General features: G+C 73.7%; 13 protein-coding genes. 9 read left to right on the top strand and 4 right to left on the bottom strand.

What is annotated here, in order from left to right:
* The first annotated feature begins 203 nt into the window (after positions 1 to 203).
* Complete coding sequence (locus ACGF1Z_RS27375) at positions 204 to 1,463, top strand: SLC13 family permease (RefSeq protein ID WP_393008410.1); 1,260 nt, start codon at positions 204 to 206, stop codon at positions 1,461 to 1,463.
* A 30-nt stretch (positions 1,464 to 1,493) separates the two neighbouring features.
* Here ACGF1Z_RS27375 and ACGF1Z_RS27380 read toward each other — a convergent pair whose 3' ends face one another.
* The 3 genes from ACGF1Z_RS27380 to ACGF1Z_RS27390 form a co-directional block, all read right to left on the bottom strand.
* Positions 1,494 to 2,468, bottom strand: coding sequence for an NUDIX domain-containing protein (locus ACGF1Z_RS27380; RefSeq protein ID WP_393008412.1), 975 nt, complete (start codon positions 2,466 to 2,468; stop codon positions 1,494 to 1,496).
* Between the two features lie 3 nt (positions 2,469 to 2,471).
* Positions 2,472 to 8,831: a hypothetical protein gene (locus ACGF1Z_RS27385; RefSeq protein WP_393008414.1), complete on the bottom strand. Its 6,360-nt coding sequence runs from the start codon at positions 8,829 to 8,831 to the stop codon at positions 2,472 to 2,474.
* A gap of 273 nt (positions 8,832 to 9,104) precedes the next feature.
* A complete protein-coding gene (locus ACGF1Z_RS27390) occupies positions 9,105 to 9,473 on the bottom strand; it encodes a hypothetical protein (protein ID WP_393008416.1) in 369 nt (122 codons plus the stop codon).
* A 250-nt stretch (positions 9,474 to 9,723) separates the two neighbouring features.
* On the opposite strand from ACGF1Z_RS27390, the gene ACGF1Z_RS27395 reads away from it, so the two are divergent.
* The 4 genes from ACGF1Z_RS27395 to ACGF1Z_RS27410 all read left to right on the top strand — a co-directional run bounded on the left by ACGF1Z_RS27395 (position 9,724) and on the right by ACGF1Z_RS27410 (position 12,677).
* Positions 9,724 to 10,146 (top strand): cell division protein SepF, encoded by a 423-nt coding sequence (locus ACGF1Z_RS27395; protein ID WP_393008418.1) that lies wholly within the window; start codon positions 9,724 to 9,726, stop codon positions 10,144 to 10,146.
* Between the two features lie 364 nt (positions 10,147 to 10,510).
* Entirely contained in the window at positions 10,511 to 11,674 is a 1,164-nt protein-coding gene (locus ACGF1Z_RS27400) for an ATP-binding protein (RefSeq protein WP_393008420.1), read from the top strand.
* Positions 11,661 to 12,044: a nucleotide pyrophosphohydrolase gene (locus tag ACGF1Z_RS27405; protein ID WP_393008422.1), complete on the top strand. Its 384-nt coding sequence runs from the start codon at positions 11,661 to 11,663 to the stop codon at positions 12,042 to 12,044. The genes ACGF1Z_RS27400 and ACGF1Z_RS27405 overlap by 14 nt, the downstream gene beginning before the upstream one ends.
* 126 nt (positions 12,045 to 12,170) lie before the next feature.
* The gene (locus ACGF1Z_RS27410; protein WP_393008424.1) at positions 12,171 to 12,677 is read left to right on the top strand and encodes a DUF6099 family protein; all 507 of its coding nucleotides are present in this window, start codon (positions 12,171 to 12,173) and stop codon (positions 12,675 to 12,677) included.
* A 402-nt stretch (positions 12,678 to 13,079) separates the two neighbouring features.
* Here the strand turns inward: ACGF1Z_RS27410 and ACGF1Z_RS27415 are convergent, their stop codons facing one another.
* The gene (locus ACGF1Z_RS27415) at positions 13,080 to 13,313 is read right to left on the bottom strand and encodes a hypothetical protein (protein WP_393008426.1); all 234 of its coding nucleotides are present in this window, start codon (positions 13,311 to 13,313) and stop codon (positions 13,080 to 13,082) included.
* A 244-nt stretch (positions 13,314 to 13,557) separates the two neighbouring features.
* Here ACGF1Z_RS27415 and ACGF1Z_RS27420 point away from each other — a divergent pair, with 244 nt between their 5' ends.
* The 4 genes from ACGF1Z_RS27420 to ACGF1Z_RS27435 all read left to right on the top strand — a co-directional run bounded on the left by ACGF1Z_RS27420 (position 13,558) and on the right by ACGF1Z_RS27435 (position 19,688).
* Complete coding sequence (locus ACGF1Z_RS27420; RefSeq protein WP_393008428.1) at positions 13,558 to 14,481, top strand: LLM class F420-dependent oxidoreductase; 924 nt, start codon at positions 13,558 to 13,560, stop codon at positions 14,479 to 14,481.
* A gap of 4 nt (positions 14,482 to 14,485) precedes the next feature.
* A complete protein-coding gene (gene mmuM / locus ACGF1Z_RS27425) occupies positions 14,486 to 15,388 on the top strand; it encodes a homocysteine S-methyltransferase (protein ID WP_393008430.1) in 903 nt (300 codons plus the stop codon).
* 104 nt (positions 15,389 to 15,492) lie between these two features.
* Entirely contained in the window at positions 15,493 to 17,130 is a 1,638-nt protein-coding gene (locus ACGF1Z_RS27430) for a 3' terminal RNA ribose 2'-O-methyltransferase Hen1 (RefSeq protein WP_393008432.1), read from the top strand.
* Positions 17,127 to 19,688: a polynucleotide kinase-phosphatase gene (locus ACGF1Z_RS27435; RefSeq protein ID WP_393008434.1), complete on the top strand. Its 2,562-nt coding sequence runs from the start codon at positions 17,127 to 17,129 to the stop codon at positions 19,686 to 19,688. Before ACGF1Z_RS27430 ends, ACGF1Z_RS27435 begins: the two co-directional genes overlap by 4 nt.
* Positions 19,689 to 19,898 lie beyond the last annotated feature (210 nt).

Raw genomic sequence — 19,898 nt, forward strand, 5'->3', positions numbered from 1 at the left:
GCCCCGCGCCCGCCTCGACCCCGCCGGGACGTTCACCGACGACCACGTCGCCCGCGTCCCCGGCCCGGCCCCGGAGAGGCGCCCGTGACCGGGCGGCCGTGACCGGGGCGCCCGGCCCGCTCGCCTCTCTGCCGGGGGGCCGGGGGCAGGGGTGTCCGGCGTGTCCGGAGGGGGTGCCCGTTCGGTGTGGCGGTCCGGCCGGGATGATCGGGGGCGTGCTGCTCGAGTTCCTGTCCGTCGCCGCCCTGGTCGTGGTGCTGGTCTGTGCCGTCGTCCGCCCCTTCCGCTGGCCCGAGGCGGCCTTCGCGGTGCCCGCCGCCGCGGTCGTCGTGGCCACGGGCGCGATCCCGCTGGAGGCCGTACGGGAGGAGGCGGCCCGGCTCGGACCGGTGATCGGCTTCCTGGCCGCCGTGCTGGTGCTCGCCAAGCTCTGCGACGACGAGGGGCTCTTCCACGCCTGCGGGACCTGGATGGCGCGCTGGGCGCACCGGCGGCCTCGACGCCTGCTCGGCGCGGTCTTCGCCCTGGCGTCCGTGATCACGGCCGCACTGAGCCTCGACGCCACCGTGGTCCTGCTGACCCCGGTGGTCTTCGCCACCGCCGCCCGCATGGGCGCCCGGCCCAAGCCGCACGTGTACGCCAGCGCCCATCTGTCCAACACGGCCTCGCTGCTCCTGCCGGTGTCGAACCTGACGAACCTGCTCGCCTTCACCGCCGCCGGACTGACCTTCACCCACTTCGCGCTGCTCATGACGCTGCCGTGGCTGGCGGCCATCGCGGTCGAGTACGTCGTCTTCCGCCGCTTCTTCGCCGCCGACCTCGACGCGGCCACGGAGACGGCCCGGCCGGAGGAGCCCCCGGAACTGCCGCTGTTCGCCCTCGTCACCGTGGCCGCGACGCTGGCCGGTTTCGCGGTGGCGTCGGCGCTCGGCGTCGACCCGGCCTGGGTCGCGGCCGCCGGCGCGACGGTCCTCGCCGTACGCGCGCTGGTCCGGCGCCACACCACTCCGGTCGCGATCGTCCGCTCGGCCGCCCTGCCCTTCCTCGCCTTCGTCCTCGCCCTCGGCATCGTCGTACGGGCCGTGGTCGACCACGGACTCGGCGAGGCCCTCGGACGCGTGGTGCCCGACGGCACCTCCCTGCCCGCCCTGCTCGGGACCGCCGCGCTGGCCGCCCTGCTCGCCAACCTGATCAACAACCTGCCGGCCGTCCTCGCCCTCGTCCCGCTGGCCGCACCTTCCGGTCCCGGCGCCGTCCTGGCGGTGCTGCTGGGCGTGAACATCGGCCCCAACCTCACCTACGCCGGCTCCCTGGCGACCCTGCTGTGGCGGCGCATCGCGCACCACCACGAGCACGAGATCGGCCTGAAGGAGTTCACCCTCCTCGGCCTGCTCACCGTCCCCGCCGCCCTGCTCGCCGCCACCCTCGCCCTCTGGCTCTCCCTGCAGGCCATCGGCCCGTGAGCGAAGCCCCGGGCCGCTCCGGCGGGGGCGCTACGTCAGCAGGGGCACGAGGGACACGACCAGGCCCAGGACCCCGATCACCAGGCCCACCACCTCCCACGGGCGGTCCCGGACCACCTCGCGCAGCGAGCGGCGCCGGACGCCGGGCAGGCTCAGTGGCAGCCCGCTCAGCCGGCCGGGCAGGGACCGGTCCAGCTCCTCCAGAGCGGCGACGTTCAGGCTCGCGCCGTCGAGCGTGGTCGTCGGGTCCAGGACGTCGGCCTCGGGCACCCAGCGGCCACCGGGGCCGACCGGGAGGTCCGCGACCGGGCACTCCAGCTGGAAGAAGGTGATGCGGTACTCCGTGATCGCCCCGAACGTCCGGGACAACTGCACGATGGGCACCGTGCCGAGCTCCCGCAGGCTGTCCCGGCCGGGGACGTGGTGGTAGCCGGGCAGCTCCTCCTCCAGCTCACGGAAGGCCGCCGCGCGCGCGTCGGCGTCCGAGGAACGGACGTGGCCGCCCGGCAGCTGGTACTGGCGGGCGCGGTCGTCGTACAACACCAGGTAGTGGGCGCGGCCGCCGCGGCCCCGGAGGCGGGTCTTCACCACCACCTGCACGACCTCCGTCCGGCGCAGCGGCTCGGCGTCGGGATCCAGGGCGAGCCGGCGCTCCTCGGCCAGGTAGAGGAACTGCGGCCCGGACAGGACCTGCCGGCCGGTGTACGGCGGCTCCGCCGTTCCGGGACGCTCCCAGTTGTCGAGGACCGAACGGCCCGACCGCACGTAGGAGGCGATGCTCCGCAGGAAGCAGCGCGCCTGCGGGCTGACGACCACGGGATCCTGCCCGGGGCGCAGCACGCCGAACGCGCCCAGCAGGGCCCCCACCATCGGTGCCGCGGCGTCGGCGACCGGGCCGCTCAGCCCGGCCCGCCGGCCCAGTTCGGACAGCGGGACGGGCGGACCGGCGTGTTCCGCCACGGCCTCCAGCAGCGCGGCCACCGCGGCGGCGTCCTCGTCGACCACAGGTCATCCCTCCGTGCTCGGGCCGGCGCCGGGGGCGCGCAGGACCCAGATGGTCGGCTTCGTCTCGTGGGTCTCCCACCCGTGCTCCTGGACCAGCAGCCGCAGCGACCGCGTGCCGGTCACCGCGCGGTAGGCGTCGGCGCCCCACAACTCCCGCAGCGCGTTGCCGACATCGGGGAGGGGGGCCTCGCCGCCGTGCGGCAGCAGCCGCGCGACGACGGTCCGCAGGGCGGCGGCGACGTCCGCCCCGGCCGCGGAGCGCGGCGGATCCGGCGGCGCCGCCGGGGGAGCGGAGGACGCCGACGGGGCAGCGGAGGACGCCGGCGGGGACACCGCGGAAGCGGTCGGGTGCGTCCCGGGGGCGGCCGCGGGCGGGGCGGCGGCTGCTGCCGCGGGCGCGGCCGGGGGCGGCCCCGTGCGGCACGGGACGTGCACCCCCGGCCGGGGTTCGTCCACCCGCCAGCCGGGTTCTCTCTCGACGCGCTTCTTGAGGGAGGCGCCGACGACCGCGGCGAACGCGGGGCCGAGCCGGGCACGCAGAGCGACCCCGATGGACTGGAGCGTGGGGGTCCCGCCCGCGCGGACGATCCGGTCCACCTCCGCGGTGAACAGCGGAAGGAAGGCTTCCGGCCCGAGTGCCGCTCCGTGCGGCCCGAGCGCCGGTCCCGACCTCGCGCCCGCAGCGGAGGAGCCCGACGCCGGTCCCGCGGCGGACTCCGCCGCCGACGGCTTCGCCGGTGCCCTTCCCGCCGTCCCCTTCGTCCCCGTCCCCTTCGTCCCCGTCCCCTTCGCTCCGGCGCCGTCGGGCCCGTCCGTCCGCTGGACCACGTGCACCCCGGGGCGGATCTCCTGCAGGCTCCACCCGGGCTGCCGCGCGATCCGGCTCTTCAGCGAACCGCCGACCACCCGCTCGAAGTCCTTCCGCAGGCGCTTCACGAGCCCGTTCTTCACCCGGTAGAAGGTGGCACGGCCCCCGCCGGCCCGCTCGATCTCCGTGACCACGGCCTCCAGAGCCTCGCCGAACTCGTCCGGCCTCCGGGCCGGCTGCTGCGGCGCCGCCTGTTCCCTCCGCGGTGGCGGGACGCGCCCGAACACCGTGCCGCTCCTGAGGGAGACGGTCCGGTTACCCGCGGAGCCGCTCTGCTTCAGCCAGTCCAGCGTCACCCAGAGGCGTCCCAGGTGACTCAGGCCCAGGCGGTCCGCCAACGGCCTGCAGCCGGTGAACCGCTCCTCCAGCCACTCCTCCAGCTCCCGGGCCGGCACCGAGGGGACACCGTCCGACAGACGCTCCTCGATCTCCTGCCGCAGGTCGGTGGAGACCCGCTCGGCCAGGTGCTCCACGTCGACGATCTCCCCGTCCACCAGCGTGGCCGACAGCGGGAACAGCTCCAGGCCGCGCGCGCTCCGTCCGCCGCCGCGGTCCATCTCGACCATCACCGCCCGCACGACCTGGCCCCGGACCGGGCCCTCGGTGTGCGGTGTGCGGATGTCGGCGGTCGTGAAGCGCGCCCACCCGCGGTCGACCAGCTCGACGATGCCGTGACCCTCGGTGGGGTTGACGAAGGTGATGCGCCCCAGCTCCGTCCCCTCGCCGGTGGACAGTCTCCGGTCGGCGGGGGTGCGTCCGGGCGATCCGCCGTCGGCGTCGCGCAGCCGGACGACCGGATCGCTGCCGTCGGCGTCGAGGTAGACCCGGCCGGACTCGGCGAGAATCTCGGTGACGTCCGCGCCGTCGTACCGGAAGCGGGCACCGACCCGCTCGGCCAGCCGGGACAGCGGGGGCGCGTCGCCGACCGTCTGCCACGCCTCCAGGAGGGAGACGCAGAAGTCGAGTTTGCGCTGCCGGGTGAGGGTCGCGGCGTGCGCCGCGACCTGGGCCGGCGCCAGCTGGACCGGCGCCCGGGCGGCCAGCGCCCGGGCCGGGCCGGTGGACACCGTCTGCCGGGCCTGCAGGGCGTGGTCGAGGTGTCCGCGCTGCACGTCCCATGCGCGGGGGCCCTCGGGGCTCAGCCCCAGGAAGAAGTTGACGGGGGTGTTCTCGTCGCTGTCCGGCAGGAAGGTCCCCCGGGACGGGACGAAGAAGGCGGTGACCGACCCCTCCAGCTGGATCGTGCCCGCCTGGGGCCCGCGGATGAAGTCGATGACCCCGTTCACCCGTTGCAGATGGGTGGTGTTCGTCCAGAACATCTCCCGCCGGTTCCACTCCCCGAGGTCGCTGTCGGCGATCAGCGGGTACCACTCCGGGCCGGTGGACAGCCACAGATAGGAGCGGTTGGAGCGGCCCACCACGTACTTCTCGGCCTGCTGCTGCTCGACGCGGAAGGCCTCCACGTCGCTGCTGCTCCCGGTGAACCACAGGTGGAAGAAGAGGCAGTAACGGTAGTAGTGGGCCCGCCAGGACGGGAAGCGGTCCGACCACAGCTGGAGCTGGGAGAGGGCCTCGTCGATGTCGAAGTCCGGGAGCAGCTTGTACGCCTCGAACCAGAGCCGGTAGTCCTCCTCCTTGCAGCCGGTCCGGGACAGGTTCTGCCGGGCCAGTTCCACGATGCGGGCGAGTTCGGAGGGGTCGAGCTCCCGCCAGCTGCGGCCACCGCGCACGTAGTACGCCTGGGCGAGGGCCCGCTGCATCATCGGGGTGCTGCGCGCCCCGGCGACGGCCAGTTCCCACAGCTCGACCACCGAGTCGAGGTCACCGTAGAGACGCTTGATGGAGGTCTGGCAGCGCACCAGGTAGTCGTCGTGCTGGTCCAGCGTGCCGTACAGCTGAGCCGCCTCGTTCAGCAGGAAGTTGGCCTCGGCCAGGTTCTCCGTGACCCACTCGCTCGCGTCGGAGCTGAGCTCGGCGATCGACGACACCCGCGCCGCGTCCTTGACGGCCTTCGCCACGTCGACGATGGCCTGCACATGGGTGATGTAGCCGTAGATGTTCTCCGGGTTCAGGTTCCGGGCGGTGGCGAAGCACTCGACGGTCTGCGCGAACCAGCGGTCGGCCGCGGCCATCACCGCCGGCACGCCGCGCCGCTTCGCGTCGCGCAGCGCCTGGCGCATCCGGCTGCGGCGCGCGAGCCCGAGGGTGTGGTGGTGCAGGAAGTCCCACTCCGCGAGCTCCACCGCGCGCGTGACGTACTCCTCCGCCTTGTCGAGCTCGCGGCGCAGGCGGTACATCTGGTGCCGGCCCAGGTGGTTCCAGAAGTGCGGCTCGTCCGGCACCTCCTCGGTGAGCGTCTTCAGCACCTGGTGGGCGGAGTTGAGGTCCAGCCGCTCGATCAGCGGGGCGAAGTTCCGCCGGTCCTCCACCCCGTCCGCCGTGCCGCCCTGCCGGTCGACGAACATCTGCCGCAGCAGCACCCGCACCGGGTCGGAGGACACGTCGGTGGCGTTCGACAGCGCCTTGATGAAGTCGATCGACAGGTCCTTGAGGTGCTGCGTCCACTCGTGGTCGTTGAGCAGCTCGGCCAGCACCTGTTCGGCGAGGAGCTGGTGTTGCAGGCGCACCCGGCCGTTGCGTACGGCGACGAGCCGGGAGGCCTCCGGGCCCAGGACGTCGGACAGGTCCAGCTCCGCCGACGGCGTGGAGACGTGCATGAGCTTCTGCACCGTCTCGCGCTGCAGCCCGGTGTTGGAGTAGATCGTGGCCAGCGCGAGGTACTGCATCACCTCGCGGGCGCGGCCCCGCACATGGTCCAGGTGCGTCTGCACGTACGTGGAGAGCTTGGTGAACTCCCGCTCGAAGGTGATCAGTCCGTAGAAGAAGGGGGTGCGGTAGCGCTCGTACGTCCGGGTGCCCAGCATGCGCAGTTCGTCGATCCGGTGCCGGTCCTCGGTGAGCGCCGCGTAGCGCCCCTGGAACTCGGCGGTCTCCTTGTCGTCGAGCGGCTCGGAGACCTGCAGGGCGCCCCGGTTGGCCTGCGTGACGCCCCGTCGGACGTAGAGCACCGTCAGCGGGGTGTTGCGCCGGGCCGACTCGCGGTACAGCGCCTCCCGGTAGGCCTCGCTCAGATCGCCGCCCTCCGCGACGAGCAGCACCGGCAACTGGGTGATGGTGTACAGCAGATGCAGCCGGTCGGCGAGGAGCGGGACGCGCGAGGGGCCGATCGGGACGCCGTGCGGGAGCACCGCCACGGGGAACTCCTGGTGCAGGTCCCAGGCCGCGCGCAGCGCCGCTGTCGTACCGCCGGCGCCCGGCCGGTGCTCGACCACGACGGTACGGGTGCGGTGCTGCCTCAGGCTGTCGCGCAGGGCGGCCACCAGGCCGTCGTTGACCGTCCGCACCACGTCCCGGCCGGCGTCCAGGTCGTCCCAGCTGATGAGGCCGCCGCGCCAGAAGGCGTCGTTGTTGTTGCGGTCGCCGGGCGGTGTGGACGCCTCGATCCCGTCGTGCAGGACCACCAGGTGCTCGCGCAGCTTCTGCATGGTCTCCGGGGAGATCGGCGCCGTGCCGTTGTCGAGTGCGGGCACCGTGTAGTCGAGGTACTCGCCGCTCGTGCCGAGCGTCGCGGTGAGGCGTTCCAGCAGGTCGCCGACGGGCAGCGGCACCCGGACCAGGGGGACGTCGGGGCGCAGGTCCGCCAGCCCGACGTGGACGAACGTCGCCTGCCCCTGGAGCATCTCGTCCATGGCCTCCACGACCCGCAGCAGCCGGTCCCGGCCCGCCGCCGGCGCGGTCTCGGTGCCGCCTTCGAGGACCAGGACGTACACCGGTGTGTCACCGACGAACTGGTGGAAGGAGGACGTCACCCGGCGCACCGTGTCGAGACGCCGGATCACCCACTCGCGCCCCTCCAGGGCGGGCTCCCGGCGCAGCACGGAGCCGGCGGCCAGCAGCCACGCCGTGCCCCGGGCGTAGTCGATCACCGGGCGGTCCTCGGTGAAGAGGTGCACCGCGCGCTGGGTGGTGAGGACCGGCCCGGCCCGGTGGTGCAGGCCGTCGCCGTCCGAGGCCGGGTCGAGGTCGACGACCAGCGACCAGGGGATGCGCCCGAGCGCGGAGACGGAGGCCGTGCGCGGGAGCTGTTCCGCGACGAGGACCCAGCGGGCGGCGTGCGGAGCGAAGCCGGAGACGGTGCCCCAGAAGGACTCCCACAGGTCCTCGCGCACGCGTGCCACCTCTTCTTCGCCGTCCCGCCCCGGCTCCGCGGGCGTGGCCCCGGTCGCCTGCGCGGAAGCGGACACGGTCTCGGGGGCGGCGCCCGACACCGGAACGCCCGCGGCACCACGGGCGGTCGCCTCCGAGGGCCGGGCGGTGTGGGCGAAGGCCCTGCGGTACCGCAGGGCGTACCACCCGGCATAGGCGAGACAGAGCCGCGCGCGCTCGTCGTCGGCGGGGAAGCGCCGGGCCCACAGCAGCGCGGCCGCGATGCGCACCAGCATGAACTGCCGGCGCAGCTGGTCCATCCGTCCGGGCTGCCGGGATACCCAGTCGAGCAGCCCGGTGCGCGAGTTCTGCAGGAACTCCACGAGCCACTGGCAGTCGTCCGGAACGGACTTGACCGTGGCGTCCTCGGCTGCCTCCAGGCACCGGGCGAGCACCGGCCGCCGGATCATCGGCAGGATGTTCACGAGGACGCTCACCTCGAGATACGCCGGGTCGAAGCCGGCGATCGACCGGCGGGCCTGGTCCACGTCGACGATCCAGAAGGAGTCGTCGTCCGTGGTCACCTCGTCGCGGGGCACGAGGACGTTGCCGGTGTTGAGGTCGCCGTGGCAGATGGCCCCCATCACGGGCAGTTCACCGCCCTCGCCCTCGCCGAGCACGGTGAGCGGATCGAGGAAGGCGTGCCCGTCCTCGTGATGGACCTCGCCCGTGAAGAGCGCCGGGACGGCGGCCAGGCACTCGGCGACCCTGGACTCGCCGGCGATCGAGACGAGCAGGTCGTACGGCCGCATCTGGGTGATGTCGCTCGGGTCGGCCCAGGCGTCCATGATGTCCCGGGAGAGGGCGTACGCGGACCGCAGCAGCCCCGTCGACCCGATGCGCGGCGGCGTGTACCAGCCGAGGCTGTCGCCGGCGATCTGGTGCAGCGACGCCACCAGCCGGACGTCGCCCTGTCGGCGCTGGTTCAGGCGCAGCAGACGGGGCAGGTGCCGCTCGGCGAACGCGGGATCCGCGTCACGGATCAGCTGATGCGCCGCCAGTTCGTTGGCCTGGGCGAGGTCCTCCTCCTCCGGACCCACCCGGAGGACGTACATGCCGGGCGGCAGGTCGCCCGTCCTGCCGCTGACGTCCACGCTCACGAGCTCGGCGCCCGAGCGGCCGCCGGGCATCGGCTCGAAGTGCAGCGTCGCGGTGGGTAACCACTGTTTCAGGGAGTCGAGGGCGATGTCCCGGTGCCCGGCGTCCGTGAGATGCAGCGTGCTGTCCATGGAAGCCAACCCCCGCTTCAGCCGGTCGACGGGAGCTCGTCACGCTCCGACCACAGACGTTGTTGTACCACCCGGCAGGGACCACCAGTAGACGTTCTCGGATCATTTGTCCCCGGGCATAGGGGTGGATCCCGTGATCATGTGATCTGTCGACGGTCCGATCGGGACTGTCCGCCCGCGTGCCCCCCGGCCTCCGCCCCGGTCCCCGGCCCGGCGGCTCCGGTCCCCGCTGCCTTTGCCTTCTGCCCTCTGCCGCCTGCCCCTTCCCCGTGCTCAGCCGGCCTGACGGGGCGCGGAGGACAGGAGCCGGCGCCAGCGGCGGCGTTCGGTGACGAGGGTGGCCGCGGCGAGGACGGAGACCACGACCGCAGCCCCCGCGGGCCAGGCCAGCCAGGCGGCGACCACGGCCGCGACGAGTTGCAGCAGTACGAGCAGGACGGTGACCACGCCCGGAACCGGGACGATCACCTGAGCCTTGTCGCCCGGTGTGGAGAAGACCGTGGGAAGCCCGATGAGCACCACCACCGACAGGGCGGCGAGCAGCCAGGAGTACGGGGCGAGGGCCCACGGCGTGGCCACCCACGCGACGAGTTCCGTACTGAATCGGAGCGCCGAGGCGAGACGGTCGTCCGGTCTGTTCACAATGGTTCCCCCACGGAGTGTCAGGTGTCCGTCCGGCGTCGTACCGGCGGGAGATCATAGGCCCTGCGGTCGAACACCGGGCGAACGGTCACGGGCGACGGCCTGCGGCTCCCGTCGCGGTGACCGCCGACGCGGTTTCGGGGTGCCGACGCCGTTGCGAGGACTGCTGGGGGCTTCCGAGGCCTCCGGCCTTCGCAGTCGGTTCGTGTCGGTGTTGGGCCGAACGGGTGAGTAACGGGAGGATGGGTGCATGAGTAGGTACGAGAGGTACGACGTCACCGACGAGCAGTGGGAGGGGCTGGCCCAGGTCGTTCCCCTGCGAGGCCGTGACGAATGGCCGTCCAGGGTGGACCATCGCGCGTTCCCCGAGCAGTACGAGACCGCCGAGCAGCGCCGCATGGTCGTGCTGCGGGTCCAGGTCTTCGCCGACGCCCGGGAGGTCGCCGAGTACCTCATCGCCCAGATCCCCGTGCTCCTCGACCTCACGAGCGCCGACACCGAGGTCGCCAAGCGCATCCTCGACTTCAGCAGTGGTGTCGTCTTCGGCCTCGGCAGCGGCATGCACCGCGTCGACCGCAACGTGTTCCTGCTGGCCCCGGCCGGCACGGAGGTGGAGGGCGCCGAGGACGAGAACGCGGAGGACCTCGAAGAGGGCGCGGTCCCTCGTTCGTAGGAAGGTCCGTCAGACGTAACGGTTCGGCGTCCGGGCGGCTGCGTACCGTCCGATCATGACCACCACCGGCGGCACCGCCCCCGATCGCAACCACCGCCCGTCGGCCGGCCCCCTGGCCGGACCGGCGCCCGAGCGGACGCACGTCCCGGCCCAGGGGCGCCCCCGCGGCCCCGCCCCTTCGTCTGCCCCTGCACCTGTGCCCGTAGCCGCACCTGTACCTGCGTCAGCGTCCGGTGCTGGGGCCGGGGTCGGTGCTGGTGCCGGTGCCGGTGTCGGTTCCGTTTCAGGTTCCGGTTCGGCATCCGGTTCCCGCTCCGGTTCCGCGCGCGTGTTCGCCTCCGCGGGAAGGGCGGCTGGGGCCGTAATGCGGCCCGCCGTCACGGAGCTGCGGCTCTCCGCCTTCGGCGCGCATCGCGGGACCGTTCTGCCGCTCGGCCCCGTGACGCTGGTCAGGGGGCCGAGCGGCAGCGGCAAGTCCACGGTGCTGCGCGCCTACGAGGTGCTCGCGGCGCTCGGAGCGGGGGCGGGCCTCGCGGAAGCCCTGCCGGACGCCGTCGACCGCGTGCCGGAATCGGCGCGGCCCGACGCCCAGGGGAGGCGCGGGTTCCGGATCGGCTGCACGGTCGACGGCCCTGCCGGACCCGTACAGCTCGACGTGGCCGTACAGGCCGAACCGACCCTGAGGATCGTCGGCGAACGCCTCACCGGACACGACGGCCGCACCCTCCTCGCCACCGCGCTGCGTGACCCGGGCCGCGGCACCGTCCAGGCCGAGTGGCACACCGCGGGCAGCACCCCCGTCACCCGGGCGCCGTTCCCCGACGACCTGCTCGGTACGGCGCTGCTCCCGCTGCGCGTCGCGGGGAAGACCCCCGGGCAGCGGGACGTCCTGGCCGCCGCGGAGCAGGTGGTGGTGGGCCTGCGCTCGGTCTTCCCCTGCGATCCGCAGCCACGGCGCATGCGGGCGGAGGTGCCGGTGGGCGAGGGACGGCTGCGGCGCGACTGCCGCAACCTCGCCGAGGTGCTGCACCGCACCGCCACCGAGTGCTCAAGGCGGCACACGCGTCTGGCGGCCTTCGCGGGCGCGGGATGCGTGGGGCCGGTCACGGCGCTCGGCTTACGGGAGTCGGCGGAGAGCGGCACCGTCCAGGCCGTACTCGAACGCCCCGGACGCACCCCGACCCCGCTGAGCAGGCTCGGCGACGGCGAACTGCGCTACCTCGCCCTCGGGCTCGTCCTGCTGACCGGGCCGGGGGTGCTGGCGATGGACCCGGTCGCCGAGGTGCCCCAGGCCATGCAGACGCTCACCGTCCTCGCCGACGGCCTGGACCGCGGCCTCGACGCCCGGCAGCTCCGCGCCCTGCTGGAGCTGGCCGGCGAGATCGGCGCGAGCGGGCACATGAGGCTCGTCGCGACGGTGGGGGAGGGCGTGGCGACAGGGGTGGGCGAACCGGCGGAGGAGGGCCGGGCGGACGTGCCGAATGGGCCGGGGGTGACGGTGGTAGACCTGGGACGTGACAGAACATGATGTGGCGGGCCTCCAGCGCCGCCTCGCGGACTTCGCCGCAGCCAGGGAGTGGCAGCCGTACCACACCCCCAAGAACCTGGCCGCCGCGCTGAGCGTCGAGGCGGCCGAACTCCTCGAGATCTTCCAGTGGTTGACGCCGGAGGAAGCCGGGCGGGTGATGTCCGACCCGGACACGGCGCACCGGGTCACCGACGAGGTCGCGGACGTCCTGGCCTATCTGCTCCAGTTCTGCGAGGTGTTGGGGGTCGACCCGCTCACGGCGCTCTCCGCGAAGATCGACCGCAACGAACTCCGTTTCCCGGCGCGGCGGCGCGGGTCCGCCGGGCCCGCGACGCCTCCCGAGGACCCTGATCGTCACTCTTCGGAGTGATCGAGTTTTCCCCATCGAGCTTCCTGTCCACAGATTTCCGAATTCCCCTGGTGTTGGGGCTCAGCCGGCCTCACGCTGGGTAATGGAATGAGTGAGCGGTAAGTCATGAGAACGGGGGCGGCGTTGATGGAAGCAGAGCGACTCATCGCGACCGGTCGGCACGCGCTGACCGAGAGCCGCACGGCGTTGGACATCGTGGCGGAGGCCTGGCAGGCACAGGCCCTCGCCCAGGCGATAGGAAGTCATCTCGCGCTCTGCGGGCCGCTGGAGCTGCGGAGCGAGGCACGGGGGCTGAGCGAGATAGGCGGAGTGCGCGGCGTGGTCGAGCACCCCGCCGTGCGCACCGGGCTGCGCGCCGCGCAGCTCACGGCGGTGGCCGAGGCCCGCACGGCGCTGACCGCGCTCGGCGCGCTCCTCGGAGAAGTGGGCATCGCCCTCGTCGGCGTGGCCTGCGCGACCGACGAGGAGGGGCTGTACTGGCAGTGCATCGAGGCCATCGACGCCGCCGACGAGGCGGGCGACAGGGTCCGCGCCATGCTCCGCCGCCTCGCGTTACGCGACCGCGACCGAGAACGCGCCCGCCCGCCCGACCCGGCCCGGGGCCGGGCGGGTCCGTCGGGGGGACCGGACTGAGGGTGACGGCGGGGACGGCCTCCGGGAGGTCCGGCGATGACCGGGCATCGCCTGGCCGGGGCCGGGGCCGGGGCATTGGCCGGGGGCCGTGGCCGGGGCAGTGGCCACTGGCTGTGGCAATGGCTGGGGCTGTGGCAGTGCGCGCCCGTGCCCTGGTCATGGCGCTCGCCCTGGTCCTCGCTGTTTGGCGGCGCGCTGGGCTGAGGGGTGGCGCGGGCGTGGGCGGTGGGCTGAGGACTCGCACGGCTTCGGGCGCCGCCGGGCTCGGGGCGGTGGCGGGCTCGGGGTGCCGCCGGCATCTGGGACGCCGGGCTCGGGGCGGTGCGGGGCTCAGGGGGAGCGCGCTGGGGTTCGGACGTCGGGGTGTTCCGGGGGCCGAACGGGGCGGGCTCGCCGGGGCCGTCAGACGGGGTCGCCACCCGGGCGATCGGGAGTGGAGGCCTGGCGGTCCGCCGAGGACTGGAGATCGGCGTCGAGTTGCGAGAGGTCGGCGGTCAGCGCCGCCATGAGTTCCTCCATCTGCTGCAGCAGGCCCTTCGAGGAGCCGCCGCCCTGCTGCACGGGCGCCGACGGAAGCGACGGCTGCACGGGTGGCACCGCCGACACGGGCTGCTCCGGTGCGGCTTCCTGGGACATCGCGGCCTCCTCGGCCCGGGGGCCCTCCGGCGGGGGAGGGCCACAAGAGTGCGACGCACCGGCAGCGGCCGCCGGCACGCGGGCCGGGCGGTCCGGCTCCGCCCGAGCCAACGACGGCTCCCGGCCACGGTCACTGGCCCGGCGGGACGCCGCCCGACAGAGGGAGAGATATTCACCCGACCGAGCCGGTGGAGATCATCCGCTGACGAAACGGTTGACGCGCACGGGGTGCAGGATGGGAGGTATGGATCTTCGAATCTTCACGGAACCCCAGCAGGGGGCCGACTACGACACCCTCCTCAAGGTCGCCAGGGCCACCGAGGAGCTCGGCTTCGACGCCTTCTTCCGGTCCGACCACTACCTGAGCATGGGTTCGGCCGACGGACTGCCGGGCCCGACGGACGCGTGGATCACCCTGGCGGGTCTGGCCCGGGAGACCAAGCGCATCCGGCTCGGCACCCTGATGACCGCGGGCACCTTCCGGCTCCCCGGTGTCCTGGCCATCCAGGTGGCGCAGGTCGACCGCATGTCGGGCGGGCGGATCGAGCTCGGACTCGGTGCGGGCTGGTTCGAGGAGGAGCACCGGGCGTACGGGATCCCGTTCCCCAAGGAGAAGTTCGGGCGCCTTGAGGAACAACTGGAGATCGTCACCGGCCTGTGGGGCACCGAGGTGGGCAAGACGTTCTCGTACGAGGGGAGGTACTACCGGCTGGCCGACTCGCCGGCGCTGCCCAAGCCGGCCCAGGCGAGGATCCCGGTCCTGATCGGTGGGCACGGAGCGAGCCGGACGCCCCGGCTGGCGGCGCGCTTCGCCGACGAGTTCAACATCCCGTTCGCCTCGCTGGAGGACACCGAGCGGCAGTTCGCCCGGGTGCGGGCCGCCGCGGCGGAGGCCGGCCGCCCGGCCGACGCGCTGGTGTACTCCAACGCGCTGGTGGTCTGCGTCGGCCGCGACGACGCGGAGGTCGCCCGCAGGGCCGCCGCGATCGGGCGGGACGTGGACGAGCTCAAGGCGAACGGCCTGGCGGGTTCGCCCGCCGAGGTCGTCGACAAGATCGGCAGGTACGGTGCCCTCGGCTCCACCCGGATCTACCTCCAGGTCCTCGACCTGGACGATCTGGACCACCTGGAGCTGATCTCCGCACAGGTCCAGACGCAGCTGGGGTGACCCGATGAAACCCGACCGTTCGCTCGCCGCCGCCCTCGCCGAGGACGTCCTCGTCCTCGACGGCGGGCTCTCCAACCAGCTGGAGGCGCAGGGCTGCGACCTCTCCGACGCGCTCTGGTCCGCGCGGCTGCTCGCAGACGCGCCGGAGCAGATCGAGGCGGCCCACGCGGCGTACGTGCGGGCCGGGGCGCAGGTGCTGATCACCTCCAGCTACCAGGCCACCTTCGAGGGCTTCGCGCGGCGCGGGACCGGCCGGGAGGAGGCGGCGCTGCTCCTGAGCAGGAGCGTGGAGCTCGCCCGGGCGGCGGGGGAGCGGTCGGAGCGCGAGATCTGGGTCGCGGCCTCCGTCGGCCCGTACGGGGCGATGCTGGCGGACGGCAGCGAGTACCGCGGCCGGTACGGCCTGTCGGTGGCGGAGCTGGAGCGGTTCCACCGGCCCAGGGTGGAGGTCCTCGCTGCCGCCCGGCCGGACGTCCTGGCCCTGGAGACGGTGCCCGACGCCGACGAGGCCGAGGCGCTGCTGAGGGCCGTCGACGGGTGCGGCGTGCCGGTCTGGCTCTCGTACACGATCGACGGCCGGCACACCCGGGCCGGCCAGCCCCTGGCGGACGCCTTCGGGCTCGCCGCGGGCGTCGACCAGGTCGTCGCGGTCGGCGTGAACTGCTGCGACCCAGCCGATGTCGGGCCCGCCGCGGAGATCGCCGCCGCGGTCACCGGCAAGCCGGTCGTCGTCTACCCCAACAGCGGCGAGTACTGGGACGCCACGGCCCGCTCCTGGCACGGCGGCGCCACCTTCGCTCCGGCCACGACCACGACCTGGCGCACCGCCGGCGCCCGCCTCATCGGCGGCTGCTGCCGCGTCGGCCCCGCCGCGATCGCGGACCTGGCCACGACGCTGGAGGGGTGAGGGGGCAGAGGGAGGGGAGGGGAGGGGGAGGGGGAGGGCCCCCAGGCGTGCGGCGCCGGGAAAATGCCTGGTCGGCCGGGGCGAGCGTGGCCATACTCGGAGGGGTGTTCCTGACGATCAGTACCACCGGTACCCATGAGCGGCCCGCGACCGATCTCGGCTTTCTGCTGCACAAGCATCCCGAGAAGGCACAGTCGTTCTCGACCTCTCACGGCACCGCGCACGTCCTCTACCCCGAGGCGAGCGCGGAGCGGTGCACGGCTGCCCTGCTGCTCGAGGTGGACCCCATCGCGCTCGTGCGGCGGGGGAAGGGCAAGGGGCGGGGCGGAGCGCCCGACGCGGCGCTCGCGCAGTACGTGAACGACCGCCCCTACGCGGCCTCCTCGCTGCTCGCCGTCGCGCTCGCCAAGGTGTTCTCGAGCGCCCTGCACGGTGCGTGCGCGGCACGGCCCGAGCGGGCCGCGGCGCCGATGCCGTTGCGGATCGAGGTTCCCGCGCTGCCCGCGCGGGGCGGCGTGGGTCTGGTGACCCGGCTGTTCGGGCCGCTGGGCTGGACTGCCGTCGAGGCGGAGCCGGTCGTGCTGGACCCGGATTTCCCCGAGTGGGGCGACTCGCGCTACGTGCGGCTCGTCCTGGAGGGCGAACTGCGGCTCGCCGACGCCCTCAACCAGCTGTACGTGCTGCTTCCCGTGCTCGACGACGCCAAGCACTACTGGGTCGCCCCGGACGAGGTCGACAAGCTGCTGCGCGCCGGTGACGGCTGGCTCGCCGAGCACCCCGACCGGCAGCTGATCACCAGCCGGTACCTCTCCCGCCGCTGGGGGCTGACCCGGAAAGCGACCGAGCGTCTGGAGCTGGTGCGGCTCGCCGAGGCCGACGGGCTCGACGTCGAGGACGTCGACAACGCGGTCGACGAGACGAAGGACACCGAGGACCGGCCGGTGCCGCTCGCCGAGCAGCGCCGCGAGGCGATCCTCGGCGCGCTGCGCACCGCCGACGCTGCACGCGTGCTCGATCTCGGCTGTGGTCAGGGGCAGTTGGTGCAGGCGCTGCTCAAGGACGTGCGGTTCACCGAGATCGTCGGCGTCGACGTGTCGGCGCGCGCCCTGACCGTGGCCGCGCGCAGGCTGCGCCTGGAGCGGATGGGCGAGCGGCAAGCCGCCCGGGTGAAGCTGCTCCAGGGTTCTCTCACGTACACCGACAAGCGTCTGACGGGCTACGACGCGGCCGTGCTCAGCGAGGTCGTCGAGCACCTCGACCTGCCGCGGCTGCCCGCGCTCGAGTACGCGGTGTTCGGGTCCGCCCGGCCGCGGACGGTCGTGGTGACGACGCCGAACGTCGAGTACAACGTGCGGTGGGAGTCGCTGCCGGCCGGGCACGTCCGGCACAGTGACCACCGCTTCGAGTGGACCCGGGGCGAGTTCCGGGAGTGGGCCGGGCGCGTGGCAGAACGCCACGGGTACGAGGTGGAGTTCGTGCCCGTAGGGGCCGAGGACCCCGAGGTCGGCCCGCCCACGCAGATGGCCGTCTTCACCCGTGTCGAACAGGGCGCGGACACCGGCGGTCGGAGCACGGTCGACGGAAGCCGCAGCACGGACGCGCGCCGGAGCACGGCCACCGGGAGCGGCAGCACGGACACCGACCAGGGCACGGAGACCGACCGGGGCACGGACACCGACCAGAGGTCGGAGACCGACCAGGGCACCGGGACCGACCAGAGCACGAAGGAGGACGCGGCATGACCGACACCACCGAGACGACCCGGCGCCGTACGCTTCCCGTCACCGATCTCTCCCTCGTGGTCCTGATCGGCGCGACCGGCTCCGGCAAGTCGACTTTCGCGCGGCGCCACTTCAAGCCGACCGAGATCGTCTCCTCCGACTTCTGTCGCGGGCTCGTCGCCGACGACGAGAACGACCAGAGCGCGAGCAAGGACGCCTTCGACGTCCTTCACTACATCGCGGGCAAGCGGCTCGCGGCCGGCCGGCTGACCGTCGTCGACGCCACCAGCGTGCAGAGCGAGGCGCGGCGGCAGCTGGTGAGGCTCGCCCGCGAGTACGACGTGCTGCCGATCGCGATCGTCCTCGATCTGCCGGAGGAGGTGTGTGCGGCGCGCAACGCGGAGCGCCCCGACCGGGCGCACCTGCCCCGGCACGTCATCCAGCGGCACCGCCGCGAGCTGCGACGCTCGCTGAAGGGGCTGGAGCGCGAGGGCTTCCGCAAGGTGCACGTCCTGCGCAGTGCGGAGGAGGTGGAGGCGGCCGAGGTCGTGCTGGAGAAGCGCTTCAACGACCTGCGTCACCTCACCGGTCCCTTCGACATCATCGGTGACGTCCACGGCTGCCGCTCCGAGCTGGAGACCCTGCTCACGAAGCTGGGTTACGTCGACGGGCACCACCCGGACGGCCGGACCGCCGTCTTCGTCGGTGATCTCGTCGACCGGGGTCCCGACAGCCCGGGTGTGCTGCGCCGGGTGATGGGCATGGTGGCCGCGGGAGACGCGCTGTGCGTGCCGGGGAACCACGAGAACAAGCTGGGGCGCTGGCTGCGCGGCCGCAAGGTCCAGGAGACCCACGGCCTCGCCGAGACCATCGAGCAGCTGGGCCGCGAGCCGGAGGAGTTCCGGGCCGAGGTCGCGGGGTTCATCGACGGGCTGGTCAGCCACTACGTCCTGGACGAGGGCAAGCTGGTCGTCTGTCACGCCGGTCTTCCGGAGAAGTACCACGGCCGCACCTCCGGCAGGGTGCGCTCGCACGCGCTCTACGGGGACACGACCGGCGAGACCGACGAGTTCGGCCTGCCGGTGCGCTACCCGTGGGCCGAGGACTACCGGGGCCGCGCGACGGTCGTCTACGGGCACACGCCCGTGCCGAACACGTCCTGGATCAACAACACCATCTGTCTCGACACCGGAGCCGTGTTCGGCGGCAGGATGACCGCGCTGCGCTGGCCGGAGCGGGAGCTCGTCGACGTGCCGGCGGAGCGGGTCTGGTACGAGCCGGCCCGGCCGCTCGCACCCGAGGCGCCCGGCGGGCACCAGGGCCGGCCGCTCGACCTCGCCGACGTGCACGGGCGGCGGATCGTGGAGACGAAGCTCGCGGGCAACGTGGCGGTGCGCGAGGAGAACGCCGCCGCCGCGCTGGAGGTCATGAGCCGGTTCGCCGTCGACCCGCGGCTGCTCGCCTACCTGCCGCCGACGATGGCGCCGACCGCGACGTCGAAGGAGGAGGGCTACCTGGAGCACCCGGCCGAGGCGTTCGCGCAGTACGCGGCCGACGGGGTCGGGCGGGTCGTGTGCGAGGAGAAGCACATGGGCTCGCGGGCGGTCGCCCTCGTCTGCAAGGACGCGGACGTGGCGGCGGAACGGTTCGGCGTGGCCGCCGTGGACGGCGTGACCGGTGCGCTGCACACCCGGACCGGACGCCCGTTCTTCGACGACCGGGAGACGACCGAGCAGGTCCTCGGACGGCTGCGGGCGGCGATCGGCGCCGCCGGGCTCTGGGAGGAGCTGGACATGGACTGGCTGCTGCTCGACGGCGAGCTCATGCCGTGGTCGCTGAAGTCGGCCGGTCTGCTGCGCTCGCAGTACGGCGCTGTCGGCGCGGCCGCGCGGGCGGTCTTCCCGGGCGCCCTCGGGGCGCTCGAACAGGCCGCCGCACGCGGGGTGTCCGGGCTCGACGAGCTGCTGGGCCGGCAGCGGGAGCGGGCTTCGGACGCCGCGGCGTTCACCGACGCGTACCGGCGGTACTGCTGGCCGACGGAGGGCCTGGAGGGCGTGCGTTTCGCGCCGTTCCAGGTGCTGGCCGCGCGCGGACGCTCGCTGGCCGCCGTACCGCACGACGAACAGCTGGCCTGGCTCGACCGGCTGGTCGAGCACGATCCGACCGGGCTGCTCCAGGTCACGCGGCGGCTCGTGGTCGACCCGGCCGACGAGAAGTCCGTGGCGGCGGGTGTCGACTGGTGGCTCGACATGACGGCGGCGGGCGGCGAGGGCATGGTCGTCAAGCCGCTCGCGGCGGTCGCGAGGGGCACGGACGGGCGCGTGGTGCAGCCGGGCGTGAAGGTGCGCGGCCGGGAGTACCTGCGGATCATCTACGGCCCCGAGTACACCCGTCCGGACAACCTGGAGCGGCTGCGCAACCGCTTCCTCGGCCACAAGCGTTCGCTGGCGCTGCGGGAGTACGCGCTCGGCCTCGAAGCGCTCGACCGGCTGGCCGCGGGGGAGCCGCTGTGGCGGGTCCACGAGGCCGTCTTCGCGGTCCTCGCGCTGGAGTCGGAGCCGGTGGACCCCCGGCTCTGATCCGGGGCCGGGGCCGGGGCGGGGCTGCGCGGCGACGGGGTGGGCCGGTCGGTCCTTCGCGGTGAGACGTGGTGGGCACCTGCGGCCGGGCGATCCGGCCGCGGTCCTGCCCCGGTCCGGCCGGTGAGCGTGGGGGTGTCCGGCCGGCCCGCGCGGTGGTCCCGTGTGGTGGGCCTCCGGTCCCGGGCCGGCAGGGCGCCGCCGACGTCG

The sequence above is a fragment of the Streptomyces sp. NPDC048018 genome (genome assembly GCF_043202995.1).
GTDB lineage: Bacteria > Actinomycetota > Actinomycetes > Streptomycetales > Streptomycetaceae > Streptomyces.

Excerpts from the sequence above, each read along its gene's own strand:
- ACGF1Z_RS27375 (WP_393008410.1), top strand. The coding sequence starts at position 204 with ATGATCGGGGGCGTGCTGCTCGAGTTCCTGTCCGTCGCCGCCCTGGTC.
- ACGF1Z_RS27385 (WP_393008414.1), bottom strand. The coding sequence starts at position 8,831 with ATGGACAGCACGCTGCATCTCACGGACGCCGGGCACCGGGACATCGCC.
- ACGF1Z_RS27395 (WP_393008418.1), top strand. The coding sequence starts at position 9,724 with ATGAGTAGGTACGAGAGGTACGACGTCACCGACGAGCAGTGGGAGGGG.
- ACGF1Z_RS27400 (WP_393008420.1), top strand. The coding sequence starts at position 10,511 with ATGCGGCCCGCCGTCACGGAGCTGCGGCTCTCCGCCTTCGGCGCGCAT.
- ACGF1Z_RS27410 (WP_393008424.1), top strand. The coding sequence starts at position 12,171 with ATGGAAGCAGAGCGACTCATCGCGACCGGTCGGCACGCGCTGACCGAG.
- ACGF1Z_RS27415 (WP_393008426.1), bottom strand. The coding sequence starts at position 13,313 with ATGTCCCAGGAAGCCGCACCGGAGCAGCCCGTGTCGGCGGTGCCACCC.
- ACGF1Z_RS27420 (WP_393008428.1), top strand. The coding sequence starts at position 13,558 with ATGGATCTTCGAATCTTCACGGAACCCCAGCAGGGGGCCGACTACGAC.
- mmuM (WP_393008430.1), top strand. The coding sequence starts at position 14,486 with ATGAAACCCGACCGTTCGCTCGCCGCCGCCCTCGCCGAGGACGTCCTC.
- ACGF1Z_RS27435 (WP_393008434.1), top strand. The coding sequence starts at position 17,127 with ATGACCGACACCACCGAGACGACCCGGCGCCGTACGCTTCCCGTCACC.